This window comes from Massilibacteroides vaginae, assembly GCF_900178525.1.
GTDB lineage: Bacteria > Bacteroidota > Bacteroidia > Bacteroidales > Tannerellaceae > Massilibacteroides > Massilibacteroides vaginae.
In genome coordinates this window covers 590,941-617,288 of sequence record NZ_FXDJ01000007.1, presented here as the reverse complement: position 1 = coordinate 617,288, position 26,348 = coordinate 590,941, and the positions used below count along the sequence as shown (strand labels likewise).

General features: G+C 37.0%; 21 protein-coding genes and 1 tRNA gene. 4 read left to right on the top strand and 18 right to left on the bottom strand.

Annotated elements, in window-relative coordinates; translation table 11 throughout:
- Positions 1-42: 42 nt before the first annotated feature.
- From B9Y81_RS05430 to B9Y81_RS05420, 3 genes are all read left to right on the top strand, one after another.
- The gene (locus tag B9Y81_RS05430) at positions 43-801 is read left to right on the top strand and encodes a glucosamine-6-phosphate deaminase (protein ID WP_085535968.1); all 759 of its coding nucleotides are present in this window, start codon (positions 43-45) and stop codon (positions 799-801) included.
- Between the two features lie 132 nt (positions 802-933).
- The gene (locus tag B9Y81_RS05425; RefSeq protein ID WP_085536013.1) at positions 934-2,274 is read left to right on the top strand and encodes a Gfo/Idh/MocA family protein; all 1,341 of its coding nucleotides are present in this window, start codon (positions 934-936) and stop codon (positions 2,272-2,274) included.
- 254 nt (positions 2,275-2,528) lie between these two features.
- Positions 2,529-3,536, top strand: coding sequence for a Gfo/Idh/MocA family protein (locus B9Y81_RS05420; RefSeq protein ID WP_085535967.1), 1,008 nt, complete (start codon positions 2,529-2,531; stop codon positions 3,534-3,536).
- A 35-nt stretch (positions 3,537-3,571) separates the two neighbouring features.
- Here B9Y81_RS05420 and B9Y81_RS05415 read toward each other — a convergent pair whose 3' ends face one another.
- The 7 genes from B9Y81_RS05415 to B9Y81_RS05385 form a co-directional block, all read right to left on the bottom strand.
- A complete protein-coding gene (locus B9Y81_RS05415; RefSeq protein ID WP_085535966.1) occupies positions 3,572-5,395 on the bottom strand; it encodes a YgiQ family radical SAM protein in 1,824 nt (607 codons plus the stop codon).
- A gap of 34 nt (positions 5,396-5,429) precedes the next feature.
- A complete protein-coding gene (locus tag B9Y81_RS05410; RefSeq protein WP_085535965.1) occupies positions 5,430-6,494 on the bottom strand; it encodes a hypothetical protein in 1,065 nt (354 codons plus the stop codon).
- Positions 6,495-6,556: 62 nt separating this feature from the next.
- Positions 6,557-7,318 (bottom strand): YaaA family protein, encoded by a 762-nt coding sequence (locus B9Y81_RS05405; RefSeq protein WP_085535964.1) that lies wholly within the window; start codon positions 7,316-7,318, stop codon positions 6,557-6,559.
- 184 nt (positions 7,319-7,502) lie between these two features.
- A complete protein-coding gene (locus tag B9Y81_RS05400; RefSeq protein ID WP_085535963.1) occupies positions 7,503-8,696 on the bottom strand; it encodes a pyridoxal phosphate-dependent aminotransferase in 1,194 nt (397 codons plus the stop codon).
- Positions 8,697-8,776: 80 nt separating this feature from the next.
- A complete protein-coding gene (locus B9Y81_RS05395) occupies positions 8,777-9,994 on the bottom strand; it encodes a bifunctional 3,4-dihydroxy-2-butanone-4-phosphate synthase/GTP cyclohydrolase II (RefSeq protein ID WP_085535962.1) in 1,218 nt (405 codons plus the stop codon).
- 70 nt (positions 9,995-10,064) lie between these two features.
- Complete coding sequence (locus tag B9Y81_RS05390; RefSeq protein ID WP_245832401.1) at positions 10,065-12,017, bottom strand: LptF/LptG family permease; 1,953 nt, start codon at positions 12,015-12,017, stop codon at positions 10,065-10,067.
- A gap of 72 nt (positions 12,018-12,089) precedes the next feature.
- The gene (locus B9Y81_RS05385; protein WP_085535960.1) at positions 12,090-12,464 is read right to left on the bottom strand and encodes an START-like domain-containing protein; all 375 of its coding nucleotides are present in this window, start codon (positions 12,462-12,464) and stop codon (positions 12,090-12,092) included.
- A 190-nt stretch (positions 12,465-12,654) separates the two neighbouring features.
- Here B9Y81_RS05385 and B9Y81_RS05380 point away from each other — a divergent pair.
- Positions 12,655-12,728 (top strand) — tRNA-Met (locus B9Y81_RS05380).
- Between the two features lie 74 nt (positions 12,729-12,802).
- Here the strand turns inward: B9Y81_RS05380 and B9Y81_RS05375 are convergent.
- From B9Y81_RS05375 to B9Y81_RS05330, 11 genes are all read right to left on the bottom strand, one after another.
- Positions 12,803-13,924: a 6-bladed beta-propeller gene (locus B9Y81_RS05375; RefSeq protein ID WP_176221454.1), complete on the bottom strand. Its 1,122-nt coding sequence runs from the start codon at positions 13,922-13,924 to the stop codon at positions 12,803-12,805.
- 78 nt (positions 13,925-14,002) lie between these two features.
- On the bottom strand, positions 14,003-15,310 hold the full coding sequence (locus B9Y81_RS05370) for an HlyD family secretion protein (RefSeq protein WP_085535958.1): 1,308 nt from the start codon (positions 15,308-15,310) through the stop codon (positions 14,003-14,005).
- The gene (locus B9Y81_RS05365) at positions 15,310-17,523 is read right to left on the bottom strand and encodes a peptidase domain-containing ABC transporter (RefSeq protein WP_085535957.1); all 2,214 of its coding nucleotides are present in this window, start codon (positions 17,521-17,523) and stop codon (positions 15,310-15,312) included. Before B9Y81_RS05365 ends, B9Y81_RS05370 begins: the two co-directional genes overlap by 1 nt.
- Before the next feature lie 46 nt (positions 17,524-17,569).
- Positions 17,570-18,472, bottom strand: a complete 903-nt coding sequence (locus tag B9Y81_RS05360; protein ID WP_085535956.1) for a glycosyltransferase family 2 protein — start codon at positions 18,470-18,472, stop codon at positions 17,570-17,572.
- 96 nt (positions 18,473-18,568) lie between these two features.
- The gene (locus tag B9Y81_RS05355; RefSeq protein WP_176221453.1) at positions 18,569-19,705 is read right to left on the bottom strand and encodes a glycosyltransferase; all 1,137 of its coding nucleotides are present in this window, start codon (positions 19,703-19,705) and stop codon (positions 18,569-18,571) included.
- An 85-nt stretch (positions 19,706-19,790) separates the two neighbouring features.
- Positions 19,791-20,492, bottom strand: a complete 702-nt coding sequence (locus B9Y81_RS05350) for a hypothetical protein (RefSeq protein WP_085535954.1) — start codon at positions 20,490-20,492, stop codon at positions 19,791-19,793.
- A gap of 14 nt (positions 20,493-20,506) precedes the next feature.
- Positions 20,507-21,742, bottom strand: a complete 1,236-nt coding sequence (locus tag B9Y81_RS05345; protein WP_085535953.1) for a 6-bladed beta-propeller — start codon at positions 21,740-21,742, stop codon at positions 20,507-20,509.
- A gap of 117 nt (positions 21,743-21,859) precedes the next feature.
- Complete coding sequence (locus B9Y81_RS15205) at positions 21,860-22,012, bottom strand: rSAM-modified peptide (protein WP_139822896.1); 153 nt, start codon at positions 22,010-22,012, stop codon at positions 21,860-21,862.
- A 97-nt stretch (positions 22,013-22,109) separates the two neighbouring features.
- Positions 22,110-23,669 (bottom strand): vitamin K epoxide reductase family protein, encoded by a 1,560-nt coding sequence (locus B9Y81_RS05340; protein WP_085535952.1) that lies wholly within the window; start codon positions 23,667-23,669, stop codon positions 22,110-22,112.
- Between the two features lie 208 nt (positions 23,670-23,877).
- Positions 23,878-24,237, bottom strand: coding sequence for a DUF3244 domain-containing protein (locus B9Y81_RS05335; protein WP_085535951.1), 360 nt, complete (start codon positions 24,235-24,237; stop codon positions 23,878-23,880).
- Positions 24,238-24,370: 133 nt separating this feature from the next.
- Positions 24,371-26,122, bottom strand: coding sequence for a hypothetical protein (locus B9Y81_RS05330; RefSeq protein WP_139822895.1), 1,752 nt, complete (start codon positions 26,120-26,122; stop codon positions 24,371-24,373).
- Between the last annotated feature and the right edge of the window lie 226 nt (positions 26,123-26,348).

The window sequence follows — 26,348 nt, the reverse complement described above, 5'->3', positions numbered from 1 at the left end:
TATTGTCGAAGGAAAAATAATATACAAAAAAAAGTAATAATTATGATTGTCACAAAAGATAACTTGACTGTCCATATTTTTTCTGCTACCAGAGAAATGTCTTGCGCAGCCGCACAGGAAGTTTCAAATAAAATAAAAGAACTATTAAAGGAAAAAGAGACCATTAATATGTTATTTGCTGCTGCACCTTCTCAGTCTGATTTCTTTAAATCATTAATCGAGTCCAAAGGTGTAGAATGGAATAGAATAAATGCATTCCATTTAGATGAATATATAGGCTTAGAGAAAGATGCTACACAGCGATTTGGGAATTTTCTGAAAATAGAACTGTTTGATTACCTGCCATTTAAAAGTATTTTCTATTTAAATGGACAGGAACCATTGAATGGAGAATGTGAAAGGTATGCCGAGGTTTTGAATCAATATCCGACAGATATTGCCTGTATTGGAATTGGTGAAAATGGACATATTGCGTTTAATGATCCCCACGTAGCTGATTTTTGTGATGAAAAAGCAGTGAAAATTGTGGAATTGGATCAAATGTGCAGACAGCAACAAGTCAATGACGGATGTTTTGAAAAGTTGGGAGATGTGCCCACACATGCGTTGACATTGACTATACCGACAATTTTATCTGCTCCTTATATTTATTGCATAGTTCCTTATAAATCGAAAGCACAAGCTGTATATAAAACGCTGAATGGAGACATTTCTGAAAATTGTCCGGCATCAGTGTTAAGGAGAAAAAAAGGAGCAATGTTGTTTCTTGATGCTGATAGTGCTTCATTATTGACAAGATAGTTTTACGTAAAACGAGAATTCAGTTTGACGTTTTTAGAGGAAAGTGTAGCGGTTTTTGCCTATGCTTTTGTTGACAAAAGACATTTCTTTGTAATTACAGTAAAAAATAGAAACAAATTAAATCTAATAACCATGAATACACGACGAGATTTTATAAAAAAGGCGGCACTGGGAGTATCAACTTTATCTCTTGGCGGTTTTGTTAACAATGTAAACGCAAGCAGTTATTCAAATATAAAAGGAGCAAACGACCAGATAAGGGTGGCTGTTATAGGTGTTAACTCCAGAGGAAGAGCTTTAGCCGTTAATTTCGCAAAACAGAAAGGCTGTGTAATTTCTCATATTTGCGATGTTGACAGCCGGGCAATTGAGAAATGCATTGATGCAGTGTCTAAAGTTCAAAAAGATAAAATAAAAGGAGAAAAGGATTTTAGAAAGGTTCTTGAGGATAGAGATGTAGATGCCGTTATTATAGCAACTCCCGACCATTGGCATGCTCCCGCAGCTTTGATGGCTATGCAGGCTGGAAAGGACGTTTACTTAGAAAAACCTTGTAGTTATGCGCCGGAAGAAGGAGAAATATTAATTAAAGCAGTCGACAAATACAAACGAGTTTTACAAATGGGCAATCAAAGGAGATCGTGGCCCAATGTAAAAGAAGGAATTCAGGCACTAAAAGAAGGTGTGATTGGAGATGTTCATTTTGGAAAAGCCTGGTATACGAATAACAGACCTTCAATCGGTATTGGCAAAAATGTTGCTGTTCCTGATTGGTTGGACTGGGATCTTTGGCAAGGACCAGCTCCACGTGTAGCTTTTAAAGATAACTACGTTCATTATAACTGGCACTGGTTTTGGCGTTGGGGAACTGCCGAATCGCTGAATAACGGAACACACATGGTCGATATTCTTCGATGGGGTATGGATCTGGAATATCCAACTATGGTTAATTCTATCGGTGGACGTTATTACTACAAAGACGATTGGGAAACTCCGGATACACAGGTGATTAATCTGGAATATGGAAATTCAAAATCGATCTCATGGGAAGGACGTTGTTGTAACGGCCGAACAATTGAAGGCAGTAGTGTAGGTTCTTTGTTTTTCGGAGATAAAGGAAGCATGTTAATTACTGGAAGTGACGGCTATACAATATTCGATCCGGATAATAAGGTTGTAAAAGAACAAACCAGTAAACTAACAATAGATCCCCGAAATCTGATGAATCCGGCGGAGAGTTTGGATGCACTGCATATTAATAATTTCTTTGATGCGATACGTAAAAACGAACAACTGAATTCCGATATAGTTTCCGGTCATAAGAGCACTTTGTCTATGCAATTAGGCAATATATCTCAACGTGTTGGTCGCTCTTTACAAACAGATGCAGAAAACGGACGTATCATCCACGACCGGGAAGCGATGGCGTATTGGGGCAGAGATTATGAAAAAGGTTGGGAAATGAAACTGTAGATAAATAGCGTTTTATAGCTCCTTAAAATTATGCTTTTTCTATTCTAAAAACAGGTGGTTTTTGAGGTAAAAACACTCGTTTTTCAAAGTGTTGATTTTCAGTGGTTTTTAGCGGGAAAAAACATAAAGGTTATTTTTTGAAAAATAAAGGATATTTTTGAAAATATAAAGGATATGTTTTTAGAGATAAAGGATGTATGTTTTTCGACGTGGTTTGTCGGCATTTTTTTGAATCAATATTTAAACGAAATATCATGAAACTAAAAAGATTAATTCTTCTGTTATGTGTCAGTCTGATAGGCTTTCCTTTGTTCGCTCAAAATATAGTGAAGGTTGGCATAATTGGTTTGGATACATCTCATTCTCCTGCATTTGTGAAAATATTGAATGGAGAGAATGATGATCCTGTTTATGCCGGTTACAAAATTGTTGCTGCTTATCCTTATGGTTCTACTCGTATAGAAAGTAGTGCGAAGCGGATACCGGGTTATATTGAAGAGGTGAAAAAATACGATGTGAAAATCGTAGAGTCGATTGCTGAACTGCTGAAACAGGTGGATTGTGTTTTGCTGGAAACGAATGACGGAAATCTGCATCTTGAGCAGGCTGTGGAGGTTTTGAAGACAGGTAAGCCAATGTTTATAGATAAGCCCGTGGCCGCCAATTTAGTGGATGCTATCGCTATTTTTGAGTTGGCTAAGAAGTATAATACGCCTGTTTTTTCTTCTTCGGCATTACGATTTGTTCCTAAAAATATGGCTTTGAGAAATGGTGATTTTGGAAAAGTATTGGGTGCTGATGCCTATTCTCCTGCACCGGGAGAACCTTCGCATCCGGATTTTTCATGGTATGGTATACATGGAGTTGAGACATTGTTTACTGTAATGGGAGTTGGCTGTAAGGAAGTTAGCCGGGTTTCTTCTGAAGGAACAGATGTTGTTGTTGGTTTGTGGGATGATGGAAGAATCGGGTCTTTCCGGGGTATACGGGCAGGCAAGCAAGGTTATGGTGGTTCGGCTTTCTGTGAGAAGGAGAATACGGAGATAGGAGGTTATGATGGATATGGTCATTTACTGAAGGAGATCATTACTTTCTTTAAAACAAAGAATCCGCCTGTTTTTGAAAAAGAAACAATAGAGATTTTCACTTTCATGGAGGCGTCAAATCAGAGTAAGGCGCAAGGTGGTAAGGCAATCTCCATGGAGACTGTATATCAAACTGCGTTGAAGCAAGCTCTTAAGTTGGTTGAGAGTAAGAAGTAAGTAACTAAATAGAAAAATGTTGCTTGTTGAACCCCTCATCTCTTTCTTCTGTTGCTATTTTCAAACAATCGGTCGATGAGGTCTTTTCGGCCGATGCGGCGGAGGGATTGTTGAATGCGTTGACGGTACTCGGGCTGATACCAGAAGAAGAATTGGCGTTGGGCTAATTTTTCTTCTTTGGTACGGGCGGTGTAAATCTTTTCCAGCGTGTAGGGGTGATAGCCGGTATAGTAGATTTCGGTGGCTAAGGTCATCGGTGTAGGGGTGAAGTCTTGTATCTGCTCGAGCTGAAAGTTGAGTTGCTTGGTTTGAATGGCAAGATCGGCCATGTCTTCTTCTTTACAGCCGGGATGACTGGATATGAAGTAGGGGATAAGCTGTTGGTTTAATCCTTGCCGACGGTTTACATCATCGAATATTCGCTTGAATTGTCCGAATTGTTTAAAACTCGGTTTGCGCATCTGTGTCAGTACTTCGTCTGACGTGTGTTCGGGGGCGACTTTTAATCGTCCGGACACATGATGGGCAATTAACTCTTCGGTATAGGTACGTGCTGCCTTTTTTGTCTGTTCGTCTTTGTATTCATGAAGAAGCAGGTCATAGCGAACGCCGCTGCCAATAAATGATTTTTTAATTCCGGGCAGGCGATCTACTTCCCGGTAGATATCCAGTAACGGAGTATGGTCGGCATTCAGGTTCGGACAGATCACCGGAGAAATGCAAGACGGCTTTTTGCATTTGGCACAGATACGTTCGTCTTTTCCTTTCATGCGGTACATATTGGCTGAAGGGCCTCCGAGATCACTTAGATAGCCTTTGAAGTCGGGCATTTGAATTACTTGTTTAACTTCCTTTAGTACCGATTCTTTACTTCGTGAGGCAATAAATTTTCCCTGATGGGCTGAAATTGTACAAAAGGCACATCCGCCAAAGCAACCGCGGTGCAAGTTTACGGAAAACTTAATCATATCGAATGCCGAAATCGTTTTCCCCTTGTATTTCGGATGAGGCAACCGCGTGTACGGCAAATCGAAGGACGCATCTATCTGTTCCTCTGTCATCGGAGGAAATGGCGGATTAACAACGATCGTATGTTTTCCCACCTTTTGCAGGATTCGTGATGCGCGATATTTATTGGACTCTTCTTCAATATGGCGGAAGTTCTTCGCTTGTTTAAGTTTATCGGAAAGACATTCTTCATGAGTGTAAAGATGGATGTCGTCTTCCTTGGCATCAATTTTTTCTTTTGTTATAAAAGCAGTCTGACGAATATCTTTCATCTGATTGAATGGCTCTCCTTCTTTCAGGCGATGGATTAACTCTTTCAGTGGTAATTCGCCCATACCGTATATTAATAGGTCGGCCGGACTATCCGCCAGAATACCCGGACGAAGTTTATCTTGCCAATAGTCGTAATGTGTTAATCTGCGGAGTGAGGCCTCTATACCACCTAACAGAATAGGGGTATCCGGAAATAATTCACGAAGAATTTTTGCATAAACAATACTGGGGTAATCAGGACGCATACCGGCACGACGATCCGGCGTATAGGCATCATCACTTCGCAACCGCTTATTGGCCGTATAGTGATTGATCATCGAGTCCATTGCTCCGGGAGATATACCGAAAAAAAGGCGAGGTTCTCCTAATTTTTTGAAATCACGATAGTCGCCTCTCCAATCGGGTTGAGGCACAATGGCTACACGTAAACCTTCCGCTTCGAGCGTTCTTCCTATTACTGCCGCTCCGAACGACGGATGATCCACATAAGCATCTCCTGAGAAAAGAATCACATCAATGTAATCCCAGCCTCTTGCTTCTACTTCCTTTTTTGTTGTTGGCAACCACGTATTGTTCATGGCTGCAAAGGTACAGGTTTTTTGGTAGATTGTATTACGCCTTCAGTTTTACAATAAAAACAACCAAACTGTCTTCTTTTGCTGATTGAGGGAAGGAATGTTGTAAATCTTTTCCTGATTTGCAGAAGTAATAATCACTGCCAAACGCATCTAACGGATGGAGATCAGGCACACTTCCTGTTTTATAGTAATCGTCATCAAACCCATTTGTTAGTTGCCATGCCCGGTTCTTATGCGTGTCATAGCAAAAGAAGTAATTGTGCAACGGGTTTTGGTTGTTGCCACAGGCTGCCAGCCAAAAGCGAGTTCCCATACGTGTTGGAAAGGTTTTGAGATACGTGTCACTGAGATACGTGTTGTTCCAATATTTTTTTTGATTTAAGATGTAAAGGGAGTCGCTTAATAAATATTCCGTTGAAAGCGGAGGATTGTAAAGGTATATATTGCCTGTATCGTGGTGAACGCAAAACTCACTGTTATAATAGGATAGTAGTGATTGTTCACGTCCGGTGTCAATAGACGCTATCTTTTTGCTTTCCAGCTTTACGAATGAGGTGTCGTATTTTACAGCCAGTACTTCCATCGAGGTTTTGTTTGTGTCCGGATCATAGCTGATGTGCTCTTCTGTTGTCCAGATGTTATTCTTATGCATAGCCATAGAATAAACCTTGTTTCCGGTCAGTTTACTTCCCAGCTTTTTTGATTCTACCAATTCGCCGTTGAATGTATAATACTGTATGTCGTCTTCATTACCGAGAACAATAAGTTGATGACTTCGTTGGTCGATGATATACCCTTTCACCTGTATCTTCTGCGGATCAGTGATGGCATTGAGCAATTCTCCTTTTCGATTAAAACGATAAATGGTTTCATTGCAAATGAGAAAAAGATTACTCCCGGCTTTACGTACCTGCTTAGCGTAACGGATGTTGTGTGTCTTACTGTTTTGAAGAGGAATGGCAATTACCTCTTCCGCTATATCGGAAAGATGACCGGACAACAGGCACGATTCTACTCCATCAGAGGTCAGCAAATCATACCCCTGCTTAGCATAGAGGGCAGTAAGAAGTATAAACAAAGTTAGAAAAGTCCGCTTCATGATAGATTAATCTTTTTCGTATCATATATAAAACGGAGCAGATCATTAAATATTGAGTATCCCTATTGTAAAAAACACCAATGATTTAGGTCGGATGCTTCTTCTGTATAAAGATACCCTTCCCACGAGAAGTTTTTCAGCTCTTCCGGGTTGTTTATCCGGTTTTTGATAATATGCCGTGTCATCTTTCCCCGTGCCATTTTCGCGTAGATTACAACTGTTTTTGCTTTACCGTTCTTCATCACTTTAAAATCCGGTGTGATAACGCGCACCGACTCTTCTACTTTTTTCCAATCAAAAGCAGGTTGTACATCCATACTTGCGAGGTTTAGAAGAATACCTCCGGCTTTTTTTACCTGATTAATTAAACGATCGGTTTGTATCTCTCTCCAATACGCATACATATTTCCGGTGCCAAGTTCAGGTAGGCGGATGTCATATTCCATACGATAAGGCTTGATTCCATCTAATGGCCGAAGTAAACCGTAACAGATCGAAACAAAACGAACATGATCCTGCGCAAAAAGGAAATCGTCAATCGTAAAGTCGGTAGGATCTATGTGCTTAAATACTACACCGGTATATGCCAAAATGGATTGTAGAGGTACTAATTCCGGCGAATGGAACGCTTGATAACGGTTGTAGCTTTCAATGGCAAGTTTAGGGCTTAGTTTGAGTTTCTTCTCCAATTCCTCTTTGGAAAATTGAGCCATATTAAGCGCAATCTCATTCGCTTCCGCATGAAAGATCGGAGAAGTTGCGATCGGTGCTTTTGTATTTGAAATCCCGGTCATTGTTTTCGCAGGAGAAAGAAGTGTTAGCATATTTCTGTTTGTTTAGACTCCAAAGGTAGTGTTTTATATAAAAAGCAACAGTATCCGTCAAAATGAACATAAGGTCATCTTTTCTGTGATGGGCACAAAAAAATCCGATTATTAGAAAAACACATGGATTTCTAATAATCGGAAAATAAACCGTACTGCTTATTCAGAGCAATTCGATCTGTTTTTATTTTAAAGCAGCTAATGCTTCCTTAATTCTTTTAATTGCTTCAACTAAATTTTCGTCTGAAGTAGCGTAAGAGAAACGAATACACTCAGGAGCACCGAACGCAGCACCACCTACAGTAGCTACGTGTCCGACTTCAAGTAAATACATGGCTAAGTCCGCACCATCAGCAATCAAACGATCTCCTGCTTTTTTGCCATAGTATGAACTAACTTCAGGGAATAAGTAAAAGGCTCCTTCCGGTACGTTTACTTTAATTCCCGGAATCTCTTTACACAAACCAACAACCAAATCACGACGACGCAAAAACGCGTCACGCATTTCCTTTACACAAGTCTGGTCTCCGTTGAATGCTTCGGTTGCAGCTTTCTGCGCAATAGAATTAGGTCCGGAAGTATATTGTCCTTGTAGTTTATTGCACGCTTTAGCTATCCATAAAGGAGCCGCAAGGAAACCTATACGCCATCCTGTCATTGCGTAAGCTTTAGAAACACCGTTAACAACAACAACTCTGTCCTTGATATTCTCGAATTGCGCAATGCTTTCGTGTTTTCCTACATAATTAATGTGTTCGTAGATTTCATCCGCGATAACAATAATATTGGGATACTTTGCAATTACATCAGCCAAAGCCTTTAATTCATCCTTGCTATAAACACTTCCTGTCGGATTAGATGGAGAACAAAGAATTAACGCCTTGGTTTTAGGAGTTATTACAGACTCAAGTTGAGAAGCGGTAATTTTAAAATCCTGCTCAATACCTGCTGAAACAACAACATTGGTTCCTTCTGCCAGTTTAACCATTTCTACGTAACTCACCCAATAAGGCGCGGGCACGATCACTTCATCCCCCGGGCCAACAATGCTGAGCAGAACATTACAAACAGATTGTTTGGCACCATTTGATACCACAATTTGGTCCGGTGTAAAGTCCAGGTTATTTTCGCGTTTCAGTTTATTTACGATTGCTTTACGTAGATCAGGGTAGCCCGGAACGGGAGAATAGAATGAAAAATTCGCATCAATAGCCTTTTTTGCAGCTTCCTTAATGTGATCCGGTGTGAAGAAATCAGGTTCGCCGACGCTTAAGTTAATTACATCTATACCTTGAGCTTTTAGCTCGTTACTTTTTTGAGACATCGCCAGTGTTTCTGATGGCGACAAACTTGCTAAACGTTCTGAAACTTGTGTCATGTTGTTTCTTTTGTGTGGATTGTTTTAAAATTTGGTTACAAAATTAATAAAATGAAGCAGTTTTAAAAACATTTTGCTCTTTATTTAATATTGTGTAGTATATGTCCCATACGTTCTTTTTTTGTTTTCATATAGAACGCGTTGTATTTGTTGGGTACTACTTCGATCGGAACATTTTCAACAACAGTCAGACCGTATGCTTCAAGTCCAACACGTTTCACCGGATTGTTCGTTATCAAACGCATTTTAGATACACCTACGCTGCGCAATATTTGTGCTCCGACGCCATAATCCCGTTCATCCGCATCATGTCCCAGATGCAAATTCGCATCAACCGTATCCAATCCTTCTTCCTGTAGCTTGTACGCCTTCATTTTTTCCATCAAGCCGATGCCCCGTCCTTCCTGATTCAGGTAGACGATAACTCCTTTTCCTTCTTTTTCTATGAGGCTCATGGCTTTATGTAATTGTTCTCCGCATTCACATCGCATAGAACCAAAAATATCTCCGGTAGCACAAGAGGAGTGTACCCGAACAAGTACAGAATCGTCCTTATGGATCTCTCCTTTTATAAGCGCGATATGTTCCAGTCCGTTACTTTTTTGTTTGAAAGGAATCAGATGGAAATGTCCGAATTGTGTCGGCATATCAACCTCAACGCCTTTTTCTACAATAGATTCGTGTTGTAAACGATAAGCGATCAGATCCTTAATACAAATGATTTTAAGATCGTGTTTTTTTGCCACTTGCATTAACTGAGGCAGACGAGCCATTGTTCCATCTTCATTGATGATTTCGATTAATGCACCGGCAGGATAAAGTCCGGCAAGGCGAGCCATGTCTACAGTTGCTTCAGTGTGTCCGCATCTGCGAAGCACTCCTTTAGAACGTGCGCGTAGCGGACTTACGTGTCCCGGGCGTCCTAACTCAGTTGGTTTTGTTTCCGGATTTGCAAGTGCCAGGATCGTTTGTGCACGGTCGTACATCGAAACGCCTGTTGTGCAACCACCACCAAGTTTATCAACTGTTACAGTAAAGGGAGTTTCCAGCATAGAAGTGTTTTTGCTAACCTGCATTTCCAGCTCCAGTTCAACACATCTTTCCTCCGTGATTGGAGCACAAAGAACGCCTCGTCCGTATTTCATCATGAAATTAATTTTTTCCGGAGTTACTTTCTCTGCTGCAATAATAAAGTCACCTTCGTTTTCGCGATCCTCATCGTCAACAACAATAAGGAATTTTCCTTCACGAAAATCTTCTATCGCTTCTTCTATGGTGTTAAATTTATATTCACTCATATCAATTAGGGTATAATTTGCTGTTTTCTTCAACAAAGTTAGGTAATATATCAATACAGGCAGTTTTTATTTACGATATAGGTGAAATGAGTTTGACAATCATTTCATCTAATTCAGAACAAACCCGTTTTATTGTTTTTATATCGTGTAATAATAGATTGCGTTGGTATGTTGCTCCCAAATAGAGGGGGATGCCTAAAGGGAATAATAAACCGATAACCGGACCGGCTTTTGAAAGTTTATTCGCCGACAATAGGTTGTATCCATTTAGAAAAGGTAAATCCATCAGCTTATTCAATATAAGATTCTGGTCTGAATTGCTCAACTCTTCTACAATCAGTTCCATTTTTTCTGAGATTTCAGAAAACTGGTTCTTTTTTCCAAATCGCATCCAGAACTTTACGTAATTAACTCTTTTCTTATTTACATCAAGATACGCGCTGCTTAAACTATTGAGCTCAGATAGCTTACCCACTAAAGAAGGATAATCGGGGTCGAAGATAATGACTTCTTTTCTTTCCACCTTTCTTGTAGCACGTTTGCCAAACAGATTCTTTATCGCGTTGATATACGTATCTGCGTTCATTATTGTAGAGTCGTTTACTGCTTTGTACGTAAGGAATATCCCCATAGGAGCCAGTACAAAAGAACTCAGCCACATGCCTTCCCATTCAGGCCAAACACCGTCTCTTGCCATCTTTAATCCGATATTATTAACCATGTAATAAAAAATGAACAGGAAGATCGAAATAACAACCGGAGTTCCCAGTCCTCCTTTTCGGATTATCGCACCAATTGGGGCACCAATAAAGAAAAATATGAGACATGAGAATGAAAGGGTAAATTTAGTATGCCATTCTGTATTGTGGCGCCGCAATTTGTAGGCTTCGTCTGCAAAACTGAATGATTTGAAATAATATTCGGATTTTATATTGTCTATTGAAGATTTAACGCGACCTAAGATTGCCGCCCTGCTGCTTGGTGTTTCCGCCATAAACAGACTATCTATGTCGATCGTACGGGTGTCGTTTGAAATGAGCGCCCACGAATTATCCGTATTCTTGTTTTGAAGTTGTTCTTCAGAACTTAGTTGAACGTCGGGCTGTGGTCTTGATGTAAACGATTTTCGATACGATTGCTCAACAACCGCACTGGAGTTCAGATTCCTTATACTGTCTAATCGAAGACTCATGGAATCGATAGATAGCTGAAGGTTTTCCAGGTTTTTACCCATGAAATTATTCTGGAGGAACGATTCGTCAGTTCGGGTGAAATTGGCGTCAAATTCAATAAGCAACTCTTTGGTAGTAAATGATTCTCTTCTGTAGGGCACCACGTCGTTTCCACGCTTATTATCCTGAGGCATATTCTGAAAAGATTCCCCATTATAAAGCGTAAGTACCAGAAAGAGTTTGTCGGCAGAAGCTTTTAATCTGCCGGAGTCGGCTACGGTAACATCTATTTTTTCAAAGCCCTGAGAATAATTATAAATCATCAGGTTTTTGAGAAGTCCGGATTTGTCTTTCTCACGAACATATACATTATAGTCCGGAATATCTTTGTAAAAAACCCCTTCAGGAATATTCAGTTCCGGCGATTTTTGCCTCATGGAATAAAGCAACGAGTAAAGCTTAACTTGCGCAATAGGCATTATGTTGTTTTGAAAAAAGAAGGCGCCGACGCTGATAAAAGAAATTAATATAATCAGGGGGCGCATGATGCGTAACAACGATACACCGGCAGACTTCATCGCCAAAAGTTCAAGCCGTTCACCCAGATTGCCAAAAGTCATCAGTGAAGCAAGCAGAATAGATAATGGCAAAGCCATAGGTACAGAAAAAATGGCAGCGTAAAAGAGCATTTCTCCTAAAACGGCCATATCAAAGCCTTTGCCTACCATGTCATCAATATACCGCCAGATAAACTGCATTAATACAATAAACAAACAAATACCGAAGGTCATAACGAACAACGGCAGGAATGTTTGCAGCATGAAAGTGTATAGTCTTTTTATCCTAAACATTTACTGTCAAATTGAAGGGACAAAGGTAAACCAAAAAACATTAAAAGAGGCGTTGTCTTTTGTGAAACAACCCTAAATGCCTAATGTTCTTTTTAATTCTTCAATTTGCGTATCCCAAAGTTCGATAGAATCTTCCTTTTCACTTGGGTCAGCAAAGTCTGTTATTTCTAAGGCGATAGAACCAGTAAGTTCAATTGTATGAATGATAAATTCAAAATAAAAAGGATCATCCTCCCAACGGTAACGAATACTTGTTTCTGGTTTCAAAGAGATAACTTCCGCTTTTTGTTCTTCTTTATCCCATCTAAACACATAAGAATCTCCATCAATTATAACATCATCAGAAAACCAGGAGGAAAGTCCGGGCGGTGTAGTCAGATGATTCCATAAACTTTTTTTTGAGACCTTATCAAAAACATATTCTATATGAAATTTTTCTTTATTCATCAATAAGGGTGTTTTCAAATCCGCAGCAAGTTACGCAAAAGAAATGGAAAAGACGAAAATATTCATATAAAAACGTCTAAGACTAAAGCTGTTAGTGCAAAATAGGAATTAAAACAATACATTTTTTAAATTGAATAGTTGCATAGTATAAAAATAACATCTACTTTTGCAGCGTTATTTAAGAAATGATGGCGAGATAGCTCAGTTGGTTAGAGCGCATGATTCATAATCATGAGGTCCCGGGATCATGCCCCGGTCTCGCTACAATAAGAAATAAAAACAAAGAAAAGGAGTTACATTTTATGTGGCTCCTTTTTTTTATGCTTTTATGTTGTTCTCTATTTTAATTCAAGAAATACTAAGACCGGGTTATCATTCGGCAATCTTTCCTTCAAAAAGGAATTTTTCGTCTTGATTTTATCAAATGAAATACGCTGTTTTTCTATTTCATCAAAAGTAAGAATAGATAGCAATGAATTACATTTAGACTGAAAGAGCCAATAAGGACGAAACAAAGGGCCATCTTCTATATCATCCACAAAACCCGGTGTGTTTTCACCTACATTGACAGTTTTCCAAGAATCTTTATAAACTAATAAGAAATGAAAATTGTCTTCATAGGCATAAATAGTTAACAGGATATTGTCATTCTCAAAAACAGAACGGACAGATATTCGTTTTGAATATTGTTTTAAATTCTTGTAATCATCTTTTCTTCTATTTTGTGTCCCTGTTTTGATTTTATATTTTTTCTTGAGTGAAAAATCATCTGTAATTTGAAAGACATCATCAACCAATGGGTTTTTATAAAATAATTGTTTATTATATGAGTAAAAGAAAGGAAACTCAAACAATACCATATCTAACTCTTCATTCGTTATAGTTGTTGGTAACGAATTAATCACCATTCCCTTTTTATTTATCAAAAAAAGCTCCTTTACATTTTTATTTCCTTTTATTCTGTTAAATCGATTGTTATAAAAAACATAATTATCCCCCATACTTTCTATCATCCAAGGAGATTCGGAAAGCTGTATTTTACTCAAAAACTCACCTGCGTAGGTATATTGATATATGCTCTTTGTTTGTGGTGAAATAAGATTTACTACTCTATAGCTTTCATCAACAAAAAAGAAAAGAGCATTAGCATATTCCATATCACCCTCTCCCTTTGCTCCAATTTGATTGAGGAATTTTCCATTTTTATCAAATCTAAAAAACTTGTTTGTTAATTGATCTCCAATAAAAATAAAGTCAGATGTAGAGTATACCTGCAGCTCATTGCTTAATAAGCATTTCTCTGATGTTTCTAAAGGAACATAATGGATACCGTTTGCTATATCGCTTAATTTTACTTCAGTCTGTTTTGATAAATGGCTGTATAGATCAATGACTTTTTGGGAATAACCGGATTGAAATAGAAATAAGGATAGGAGTAGTTGGATAATAATTGTTCTCATTTTTTTATTTATTAATATATACATTAGACTTCTTGTCGCTTTGTTTTTGTAAAATGCAATATTATTTTTTACATAAAATCAGAACCCTTCTTTCAAGACTTTCTTCAATGGCATAAAGAAGCGTTCGATTAGTCGCAAGTCTTCAGTGACGATATCGGCGGTTGCCTTCATTTCCTGAGAAGCTGGAAGCTCCCTGTCGTAATTGGTCATTAATCCATTCGACAACGTGATCTCAACCAGATAGTTTTCATCCGAAGGAACAAGGGAAACGGAAGATATCCGCCCTTCCACATAACCAAACTCCTGGTCGGGGAAGTTGTTGAAGCGAATGATTACTCGCTGCCCCTCCTTCACCTTTCCAGAACGGTAGATCGGTAGGTAGGCCTTCCCCAATAGTTCGTCCGATTCTTCCGGCACAACAGTGAAGATGTTTTCTCCCTGCGTAACATAGAGGTTCTCTGTCCGGTAAGTGGTGAAGGTGATCTTTCCCCTGACCGGACTTATCAGGCAGTAATTCAGCTCCCAGTTATTTATCGCGTTCTGCAACTCTTCCGCTGCCCGGTGATAGGACTGCGCTAGTACACTTTCTTTTTCCGCCTGCTGCAACTCCAGATCAAGTAAGGTGGTCTCTTGGCTACTGATCTGTATTTTCAGGTTATCCAATGAAGCGCGCGCTCCTTCTAATGAATGACGGCTTTGTAATAACGTAGCCTTCGCCATCTCATATTCAGAATCCGACAAGACCTGACGGCTGAAAAGCAATGAATCACGGTCAAATTGGCTACGGGCTATTTCGTATTGGGATTCCATCACCCGCAGTTGTTGCTCAACGTTAAGGGCATAATCTTTGTACTGCCCTATTTGTTTCTGTGTCTGCGTGATTTTCTTTGGATAGTAGTCTAACATACGATAGTTCACATATTCGTGTATTTGGGATAGAAAACTACTGTAGGCAGACTGTACGTCTCCAAGGGATAAGTCGCCTTTTCCCATTAATTTCATTGCTGTACTGTCAGGATTGGATAAATGTTCGGTTAAGGTTAGCTTTAGCCAGGCTACATCTTCCGTAAGGGCTGCATTCTCCAATACGGCCAATAATGTTCCCTTTTCCACGCTTGTTCCTTCTTTTACTAACAGATGGCTGATCTTACCCGAACTTCTGGCGATGATACCTGTTGCAGGGAAACGGCCGGTAAGGGTCATCTCCGAAGTGATCACATCCGGGTATTTAAAGAAGATGCTGACAATAACTAATGCTAAGACAACGACAAAAAGCAATGTTATTCCCCAGCGCAGTATCCACGGCGGAATCTGCCCCATCACCTCCTGCACCTCTTCACTGCGCAGTTCCACATCTTTCCATTGCTTTCTGTCTTCCGTTTCCATTAATTTCCGAGTTCCAACTGGTTCTTAACTAACTGATAATAGATGCCTCGTTTGGCGGTCAGTTCTTCATGTGTACCTTCTTCTGCTACGCGTCCTTTGTCAAGAACAACAATATTATCCGCATCACGAACGGTACTAAGCCGGTGCGCTACCACTACGACTGTCCGTCCTTTATAGAATTGGTGCAACTGCTCCATGATCTCCTTTTCATTATTGGCATCCAGCGCATTCGTTGCTTCGTCTAAAAAAATATATTCCGGATTCTTATAAACGGCACGGGCTATCAAGATACGTTGACGCTGTCCCTGACTCACGCCATTTCCCTCCATCCCAATCTTTGTATTATAACCAAGCGGCAGACAGTCAATGAAATCCCGGATATTCGCTATTGTTACCGCATGCAACAGACGATCCTTATCTATTATCTCTGCACCAACGGCTATATTCTTGGCAATCGTATCGGAAAAGATAAAACCGTCCTGCATCACCGCTCCCGTTCTCTGTCGCCAAACATGCGGGTTGACATTCTTTAGCGGCAGATCACCAATCTTGATTGTTCCCTTGTTCGTTTCGTAGAAGCCAAGTAGAAGCTTCACTAAGGTGGTCTTGCCACTACCACTGGCTCCCACAATAGCCGTTACTTTATTTTCCGGGATTATAAGATTAACACCTTCCAATACATAATCTCGGTCTGCTCCGTCATAACTGAAACTCACATCTTCCACGCGAAGTGTACGGTCGGATGGGAGAGAGGTTACTTTCAGGGATAGCGTCTGCTCCTCATCCTCCTTACCATGAATCTCGCTTAATCGCTCCAGACTAATCTTGGCATCCTGAAACGCACGGGCAAAACCGATAAACTGCTCGATGGGAGACGTGAGCTGTCCCACAATATAGGTCAGCGACATCATCATACCCAGCGTCATATCTCCCGATACAACGGCACGGGCAGCTAAGAAAGAAACTAAAATGTTCGTAGTCTGATGAAAGAACACGGAGCCTAATTGCTGGTATTGCTCCAAGGCAAGCCCTTTGATACTGATCTTAAACAATTTCACCTGAATACGTTCCCATTGCCAGCGTTTCTCTGTCTCACAATTATTCAGCTTAATCTCCTGCATGCCGGTAATTAACTGAAACAAATTACTCTGTTCTCCTGCAGCCTGAGCAAAGCGTTTGATATCAAGTTCCCTGCGATATTTCATAAACGCCAGCACCCAGGCCACATACAGCCCGTTCCCTAAAAGGAACAGTCCTAATATAGTCAGGTTATAATATCCCAGCACAAAGCCGAAGACAATAAAGTTCACAAACGAAAAGAGCGTATTGATGGAGGAACCGGTCATAAATGATTCGATACGGCTATGATCCCCGATACGCTGCATAATATCTCCGATCATCTTCGTATCAAAAAAAGACAGGGGTAGTCGCATCAGTTTAGCTAAGAAGTCCGAGATCAAGGCAATGTTGATCCGTGTGTTCATGTGAAGCAATATCCAGCTCCGGATAAAATCAACGGACAGTTTAGCGACAAAAATGACAAGTTGGGCTATCAACACAAGGGTAATAAAGTTCAGGTTACTATCCCGAATACCGGTATCAACAAGGCTTTGGGTCAAAAAAGGCAAGATTAATTGCAGGATACTGGCTGTGACCATGCCGAGGATCAACTGCAACAACTCTTTCCGGTAGGGGCGGATATATCGGAAGAAGAAACTAAGATTCCTCACTCTCACTTCACGTTCATCCTCCCTGTCATAAAACTCCGGCCCCGGTTCTAAGAGCAGAGCTGTTCCCGTATCCACTCCGTCCGATTTTGTACTCAGCCAGCACCGCTTAAACTCTTCCTCATTGAATACCACCTTTTTGGATGCAGGATCAGCGATATAGAATTGGTCACCTTTAACCTTATACAATACCACAAAATGACTTTGATTCCAGTGTAGGATACAAGGCAGAACCGCTTCCTTTTTCAACTGATCCACTGTAATACGCACCCCTGAAGTCCGAAAACCAATCGATTCCGCTGCGTCACTGATCCCCAACATGGACACTCCCTCACGCGTGATAAACGAACGCTCACGAAGAGACTGCAAAGTATAGCTGCGCCCGTAATGTTTTGCAATCATGCGAAGGCAAGTAGGGCCACAATCCATGGCGTCTAGTTGAGTCCAATGTGGAAAAGGAGTAAGTGTATTGGATTGAAATAACATTCTATTAAATTTACGCGTAATTTACTTATCAATACTTTGTAATAAATTATCCTATTGTGACGAATAAAATACTGAATAGATAAGATAATTTAGCTTTAACCTTTTGATAAATATTTTGAGGTGATACTATTGCAATGTACTCAGCGTAAGACAACAGCTCTTTATATCTACTGGCTTCATTTTTATAGTATGTTATAATATGCTTGTTCTCACTATATTGCTTAGCCAATATTAGCATATTAACATAATATCTTAAATAATTCATGGGAGTAATATTATGTTTGTTTCTTTGAATAAAGCAGATACAAGAGCTAAAGTCAATTTTAGTTATGTTTTTTTTTATTGTATAGATTACTGTCGGATTTAATTTGGGAATTAATTTATATTTCTTAGAGTATCTAATAACAAAATCATAATCTTGGTGTCTCTTTAACTTAGGGTCCCATAATATATCTTTCATACTATCAGCTGTCATAAAAAAGGTTGATGTCTGCGCACCATATCCATTCTGAAGCAAATAATCTACCATAGTTTCTTTTTGTTTCAAGGCTCGTACAAAAAATGTTTTTCCTTGGGATATATCCTCTTTTTTTAATATTAAACTACCATATAGCCCATCAGCATTATCTTGAAGCAATTCAAAACACTCTTGTAAATGATTATTACACCAAAGGTCATCAGAATCAAGCATTGCAATATACCTTCCCACACTTTTTCGTATCCCATAGTTACGCGCAACATTCGCATTAGTATGTTCTAATTTATAGTACTTTATACGATTGTCATTTATTCTGTTTATAACAAATTCTATATCAACTGTAGACCCATCATCAATCACTAAAATTTCAACATCAGTAACAGTTTGATTTATAACGGATTTCAGTGTTATTTCTAATAATTTGGGGGTATTATAAACTGGAATTACAACAGAAACTAAAGGTATTTTCATCTTAAAACTTATTATTCCGAATACAATCTCATTTAATTATATTCTACTTTATATATAGAGAGTACGTAATTGATTGTTCATGACAAAATTTTATATTTACACAGACATGATTAAATCTATATACTTTTTTTTCATGTATCTAGAATTGTATTTATTCTGAAATGTTTTTCTCGATTCGATACTCAATTCTGAACAAAAAGACTTAGAATTTAGTAACTCTATAATAGCATTAAATAGATTACGAACAAAGTCTTCAGAATCCTCACGATTGCCAATTTTCGCGACTTTAGCAGTAATATTATCTTCAAACATATTCCTTATCCCATAACCATCAGAGGCTATTATAGGTAAGCCAAACATCATCATTTCTATCCCCGTATAACTACATTGTTCATAATATGAAGGAATAATTCCAACATTAGCAATTTTATACCATTTACTTAAGAGTTTTTTATCTATTAAACCAGTGAAGACTATTTTTGTAATAGTAGAACTTAGCTTTGGTAAAAGATTTCCTAACTTATTATTACTGTCCGCTCCTACAACGACTAATCGAACATTTGGAAACTCTAAAAGAGTTTTCTCAAAAGCCTTCAATAGTGCATAGAATCCTTTTTGCAATGTAGGTCTTCCAACGAAAAGTAAAATAGATTCATTTTCTGAAATATGTAATTCTTTGCGTATATTTTTTGTTGAATAAGCCAAAGAAGTTGGGGCAATAGATCTTAGTCCATTAGGTATTAATTCCAGCTTATTAAAGGGAACACCATAGATTGAAACCAACAAGTTGTATGTATCATCAGATAAACAAACAATTTTGTTTGCATAATCATACATTCTTCTCTCTAAACGGAAAAAATTAAAGGAAGTTTTTTCTATTTCATTTTTTTGTTTTTTATTTAATATTTTAACAAACGAGTCTTTATTTCCATTATATGTATGTGTCCAAGATAAATCATGAATAATCAATATTCGCTTAGATAATGGATGAGATAAACTAATGGACTTTAAAAATGTTTCACAAGGTAAATAATTTATTAAGAACACATTTTCAGGTGAGTCGGATATGTATAATCTGAAAAATTTATCAATAATATCAACGTGATTTAAAAACATATCAGATGAAAAAATAGGGAATAACATTCTTGTCAGTTTGTCATTTCGCTCTATGCAAAATTCTTTAACATCTGAATTAAAAACAATTAGAATAATGTTAATATTTGAATTTTTCATACAATGTATCAATTCAGAGACAAAAGTATTCACTCCACTTTTATGTGAACTTGCATATATCTCAATGATATAAAGATTCCTTTGTTTAGTCATTTCTCTGTTTTTTTATTAAGACACCAGTTACGCCATTTCTTAAGGTTAAGGGATAATCGGTCAGTTTGGTTTCATCAAATTCTGATATAAGAATAAATTTATTTATTTGAAAAATATACTTAAAAGAATCTTTTATCTCAATGCAGTCAACGAATTGTTGTAATAAATATTGAAGAGAAGGAGAGATGCTATTTTTCTGAATATTTTTAACTAATTCATACAAATCATTTAAATAGTAATTATCAAATGGATAAATATTACTATTGTTTAAACTTCCTGAAATATGGGCTAAAATATAGTGAAGCATTCCTTCCAGACCTGTTTCTAAAGATAAATCTCTGATTCTTCTTGGATCTTTGTTCATAATGCAATTGTCGATTTCTTGGCAGATATCAATTCCAGTTCCTTCAAAGAAGTTCTTTTGTATAAGATATTCTATTCCCCAACCAATTCCGGATAAACCTGATTTAAAACCTATATCGAAATTTCTATTCAAATTATTAATGATATCTTCAACCAAATCATACATGAAATCATAGAAGATCTCTTGGGAGTCAGATGAAGAAGAGCAAAGAGTTGAAAATCCCAGTGCAATTCCCATTCGCCCCTCCAATAATCCTAAATCTTGAATAGATTTGTATTTTAAAATCAAATGATGTGCAATACGCTCTGATAAATTGAATTGTGTATACATACTCTAAAGATCATTCATTCTACAATAATAACGACTGGATTGTCTTCCTCTGAGCAGGTTCGAACAAATGCTGAAAAGGATTCGTTTGGATTCTTAATCTTTTTAGCTAGTTCAAGAAAACTGCCAGCATGATAGTAATCCAACATTTGATAATTGGATGATATTGACTTTGGCCAGAAAGGTATACCGCCGTCAAGATCATTCTTTAGTCCACGTACTCCCGGAATCGGTTGAAGCAAAAAGTGCAACTGTCTTTTATCCTTATCGTAGATTCCATAAATATTATTATTATTAATCTCATGCCATTGATCAAACCGAAAAACAATCTCTTTGAAAGGTTCAGGTGAAGCTCGCTTAGATAAAAAATCAAAGAAGAAAAATTCATTGTTTTCTGAAATTGTTTTTTGAGATAGGTGGATTTCATCTGGATTTTGACTTTTCGGATCGTAATATTCATGAGGTTGATGTTTTCCCCAATTGAAACTGTAGACAGGAATAAAGCGTCTCTCCTCTGAATTGTATGTATAAATTGTATCACTAATTCCCCTATAGTGACGAATCTCTTTCCCATTTCGATAGAAAAAACCACTTTGTATCAACGTTGACCATGCTTTTATCGTTGGATGTTGAATCGGATCCTTATAACTCTTCAAAGAACTGACTATATTTTGTTGTTCATCAAATAAAACAATAGCATACTCTTGAGGCTGCTTGGGGTATCTTAATCCAGCCCCATATAAACCGTCATTAAGGAATGCAACATTTGAATCAAGCTCTATACCGTAGATAGATGGTTTTTCTACTTTACCTATAAAAGTACCATTAATGGAAAATTTATATGTTCCCCCATCTCCGGAAAGAAGAATTTCTTCCTTATCAGGACAAATATCAAAATAGTATAATTGAGCAAGCTCACCGGGACCTTGTCCTTTTTTGCCTATATTATATAGATATCTACCTGTATTCGCATCGAATACTTTAAGAAAAGGCTCGTTATCATGAATAAACAATTGCCCTTTTTCTAGATAGATTTTTTTGATCTCCTGAGTGACTAAACATTCTTCTTTCATTTCTAACTTCAGGTATCTAATTTGAGAAACATAGTTACTCAACGGAGTTATTCTGAAATCAGACAAAGAGTTTTCAATGTTTATGATAGGAACTACTGATGAAATATCTTTTTTTTTCTGAACATCGCAAGTGAAAAAAAGCGACAGACAAAAGGCATAACTATATATTTTTTTTAACATAAAATATAATTTTACAGGTAGATATATCTCTTAAAACAGGGACTGTGTAACATTTACTATTTCTAAAACCTTAATCGGAAAATTTCAGAGAACTTCCCGATTAAAGTTAGATATTAATTAGCAACCAGCAGTAGCGGAACATCCACAACACCACCATCCTGTTGCTCCAGCCATATGCTCAGCACCTGCTGCTCCACCATAAGGAACACATGTAACATCTGATCCTGATGGACTACCATAACCACAACCTCCACCCTTAACTTTTTTCAATTCAATTTTTGAAAGTTTTTTTCCAAAATTCATTCGCCTTTTCATGATTTTATTAATTAAAATGATCCCCTTTAAAAGCAGCCCATTATTTCGGGGATTATAATGGGATTAAATTTGATTCTATTATGTCATCTATATGATAATAATCTGGAAGTTGAGCACCATTAATCAAAACAGTTGGTGTACCTTTCGGATTTATGTATTCCACAAATGACTTATGTTTGAAATACTCCTTGTTGATATTGTCTGTATACAGATCATAGCTATATTTTTGATATAACAGACTTTTGTCCTTTGTCTGAAACCAGAGATCGATTAATTCAGTGTCCTTATTTAGTGCTGCAGCTATAAGCAAACGTGCATCATTGTCTTTTTCATTATTATTTATTGCCAACACATATTGAATACAAATAGCATCAATGTGTTTTTCAACCCTTTTAAGTTTTTTATGTAAAATAGTACAAGCTGTACAATGAGGATTTGTAATAATTGTTACTATACAAGATGAATTTCTGTTTCCTTTGTATATAGATGATTTGAAATCATAAGTAGGTATTTGAGGCAGTCTCTCCACTAATGCCGAAAAAACATCTTTATCTGATTTAAAGTGAGCAAGTTCTTTTTTAAAATTATTCCTCTCAAAAAACCAGATTAGTGGATACTTAGACAAGTATATTAACGAAAACAAGAAAGCATATATAAAAAAAATAAAACATATTAATCTAAATTCAATTTTCAAATAAACTAATTCGAAAGAGATTAGCCCAAGAATAAAATTAAAAATGAAAACAGATTGTACTAATAAGCAGAGTGCACACCATTTTCCTACTTTATTCTGATACCAAATGCTCCAACAAGTATAAAGCAGAGCAAAAGAATTAATAAACAGTATTGAAAAAAGAGAAATTGGGTAAATAATAACGAATAGAGCATTTACTATAAAATAAGCTAAGCCAATTTCGCTCCAACTTATAACTCCAAAGAGCTTTCCTTGATCAGAGTTTGTTATTTCATCACAATTGCTTTTTTGATTTAATAATTTGCATATTTTATTTGCCCTTTCTTGGGTGTTTTCAAACATCTCCATGAATAACAATAGACTCACATATGCTCCCAGTAGATTACTTAGTATGAATATATAATAAATCCATGTATTATTCCAAACAGGAATAATATGTAATGTTAAAAATGTAAATATAAACGCACAGAGATATAATAGACATGCATCAATCGAAATACTTTTTAATCTATTAAATATATAATCAGGTTCTATAGATTGGCTGTTTTTTTCAAATAATAATATAGAACCATCCCAAATTGAAATAAAAAAATCTTTAGTCATTTTTTCCTTTTTGCCTTGTCGTAGGAAAGTAACTGTATCATTATCACAACATAAAACGAGGATGTTTTCAGTCTCTGTTTCAGCGACAAAGGGTGTAGGAATAAGATTAATCTTTTCCTTCTCTTCTATCTGATATGATTCAGTTTCAATATTATACTTGTCTAACATTTCAGAAATCCCGAATAATGTAGAGTTACGTGGGCTTGTGTCAAACAGCTCTCTCGAATACATTTGTGTATATTTTACTTTTTCCATTTTAAGAATAGAAGTTAGTAGTTGCGAGTGTCTCGTATATAAAAAACTAGATAATATCATATTATTCTGTGTTTATTCTAAAAAATCTATAGAGGAAAAGTCCTGAATATAGCTATACTGATGTAATAACTTAGCTGCAAAATTATCTTTTGAGTAGCTAATATAAAGTTTTCTCTTTCCCGTGAAAAAATGATGTTTGACAATTGCATTTGATCATATTGTCCGAAAATTTTCATGTTGTTCTAACAGCTAAAATTAAATTTATAAGTCACGGATTGCTAAATTTACCACTCAAAAATCCATTTCTATGAAAAAAATCCATTGTATAATTTCCTTCAGGAAGGTTATTTAATGTAATAGAAATATTTTCGTTGTTAAGGAGTGTGTGTCTCTCTTCATAGAAAACAACTCCTTCAAAAGAAACAATCTGTATCAAAACATTCTCCACATGTTTACGGGAGAGTATGTGTAATGTATTGTTTTCTTTTTCAACAATGAAAGGAATAGAACCAGCAGAGCGTAAATCTCCTTGAGTCCAATCTCCTTGAATTGGAACAGTATCACTCCATACAAATGTGGGGATAAATAAAAAAAGTAATAACGCGATGTAATGTAGATGTTTTTTCATGTCTCTTACTTAGATTGATTTCTCACAAAACTAAATCCATTATTTTGTTTTGTGTTGTTTTTTAGTTGACATTTAGTTGACATTTTGTCTCTGCTGTGTTTTGTCAACAAACTGTCAACTCTAAAAGAAAAAATTATAGGCTGTCAATAAATCGATCTAAGTCTTCACTGGAACCGGGGATTCCATATATTTTTTCATACATACGTTTACGACTTTGGGAGATAGCCGATTTGCTTAATCCTAAGAAATCAGCGATTTCATTAACGGAAAATTTTGTTTTGATTAGATAACAAATCCTTAAATCTTTTTCAGATATCTTTGGGTAATGGCTCGTCAATTTCCCTCCGAATTGATCAAAGATTTCGTCTATAGTTGTTTTGAGTTCTTTCCAAACTATGTCCGGCATAAATTTCTGACTGGTTGTATTCTTTAACTGATTATAAATGGAGGTAGAATAGAATCGTTCATATTGAAGCTGTTTACTTTCACTCGCTAATTCAATGCGGATATTATCTTGTTGTAATAAATCTTTATATTTTTCTATTAAGTTTTTTTCTGCTTGATCTAATTTCTGTTCGTTTTCCTGTAGTTTATATTCTAAGTGTTTTATTTGATTTAGATTTTCTGTAAGCTGTTTTTGACTATTCTTATATGATTCTTCTTTCAATCGTAATAGTTTTTCATGAAGTAAACGTTCGTTTTTTCTACGCAGTTTTTGGTAAAAGAAGAAGAGAATACCTAAAAGGAAGGAGAAAAGGAATAGGCAGAATAAATAAATAATTTGCTGTTGTTTTTTATTATGTTCATGTTGTAATTGTTCATTCTCCCGGATTATTTTCTGATAGTTATACAGGTTCTGAATCCGCAAACTTTCTTCTCTCTCCATTTTCTGTGCTAAAGTATCTTTATATGCATAATATTGGTCAGCGTAATCAAGTGCCTGTTTATACTCTTGTTTATCTTTTGCAATCTGGTAGAGCTTGTGGTAGGATGCCGTTTTGGTATAGCTGTTTCTGCTTTGTAAGCATTGATTTAAAAAGAATAAAGCAGAGTCGATCTTGCCGGTATAGTGATAATAGCGGGCATAGACAGAGGCTAATTGTTCGGAGTCCGATTTGTTTGGTTTTAATCCAGAGACTTCTGACAGACAGGCGCTTGCTTTCTTGTAATCTCCACGTTCGGTGTATAGTCCTGCAATCTCTATTAAGGACGAAATCAAAGCACGTTGGTTTTTTATTTTTTTTGCTTTTTCAATTGTCTGTTTATAATATAAAACAGCACTATCCTGTTTTTCTGTCACATGATAAATCCGTGCAATGTTTCTCAACACAAAAGGAATACCAACAGAATCTCCACAAACAACTAAATAGCGTTCCGCGTTTTTATAAGCCTCCATAGCATCATCATAGATATGCAACATCGTATATATACTTCCGATACTATTATATATACGTGACATCAGTCTTGCATCTTCAATATTATTCTGAATTGAGTTTTCCGCTTTCAGGTAATATTCCAAAGCATAAGGTATTTCTTTCAGTTCCTGATAGACACGCCCCATATAATAATATGTTTTGAGGAGTTTACGTTTGTCATCTGTTGCTTCATAATACTCCGCAGCCACCCGTATCACCGAATCTGAGGTGAATTGATAGTAATTCTTATCCCGGGCTTCTGTCAGCAGCAGGCAATATAGGGCGTAATCTTTTTTTTTCATCTTTTCCGGGGAAGGAATAGATTCAAGTAATAATAAGGCGCTGTCGGGGGAGGTTTGCATCAGGGTATCGGCCTGAGCTAACTCCTTTAGCGTGTGCTGCTTATCACATGAGAAAAAAGTGAAAACGAACAAAAATACAAGTGTATAGAAATACATTCGGTTTTTCATTGGCAAACTTATTACAGGCTAACATAAATACGTTCGAAAGATAGGATTTTATATGAAAATAAGCAAAAAAGTCCTTGTTAATAATCTTCTTTGCCGGGAAAAAATTATAGCACCAATAACAACTAATTTATGCGAGTAAAAGGCTCTTAAATTATTGAAGAGTTTTTTGTATATCCTTTATGTTTTAAAAAACAAAGGTTATCTTTCGGAAAATAAAGGATATTTT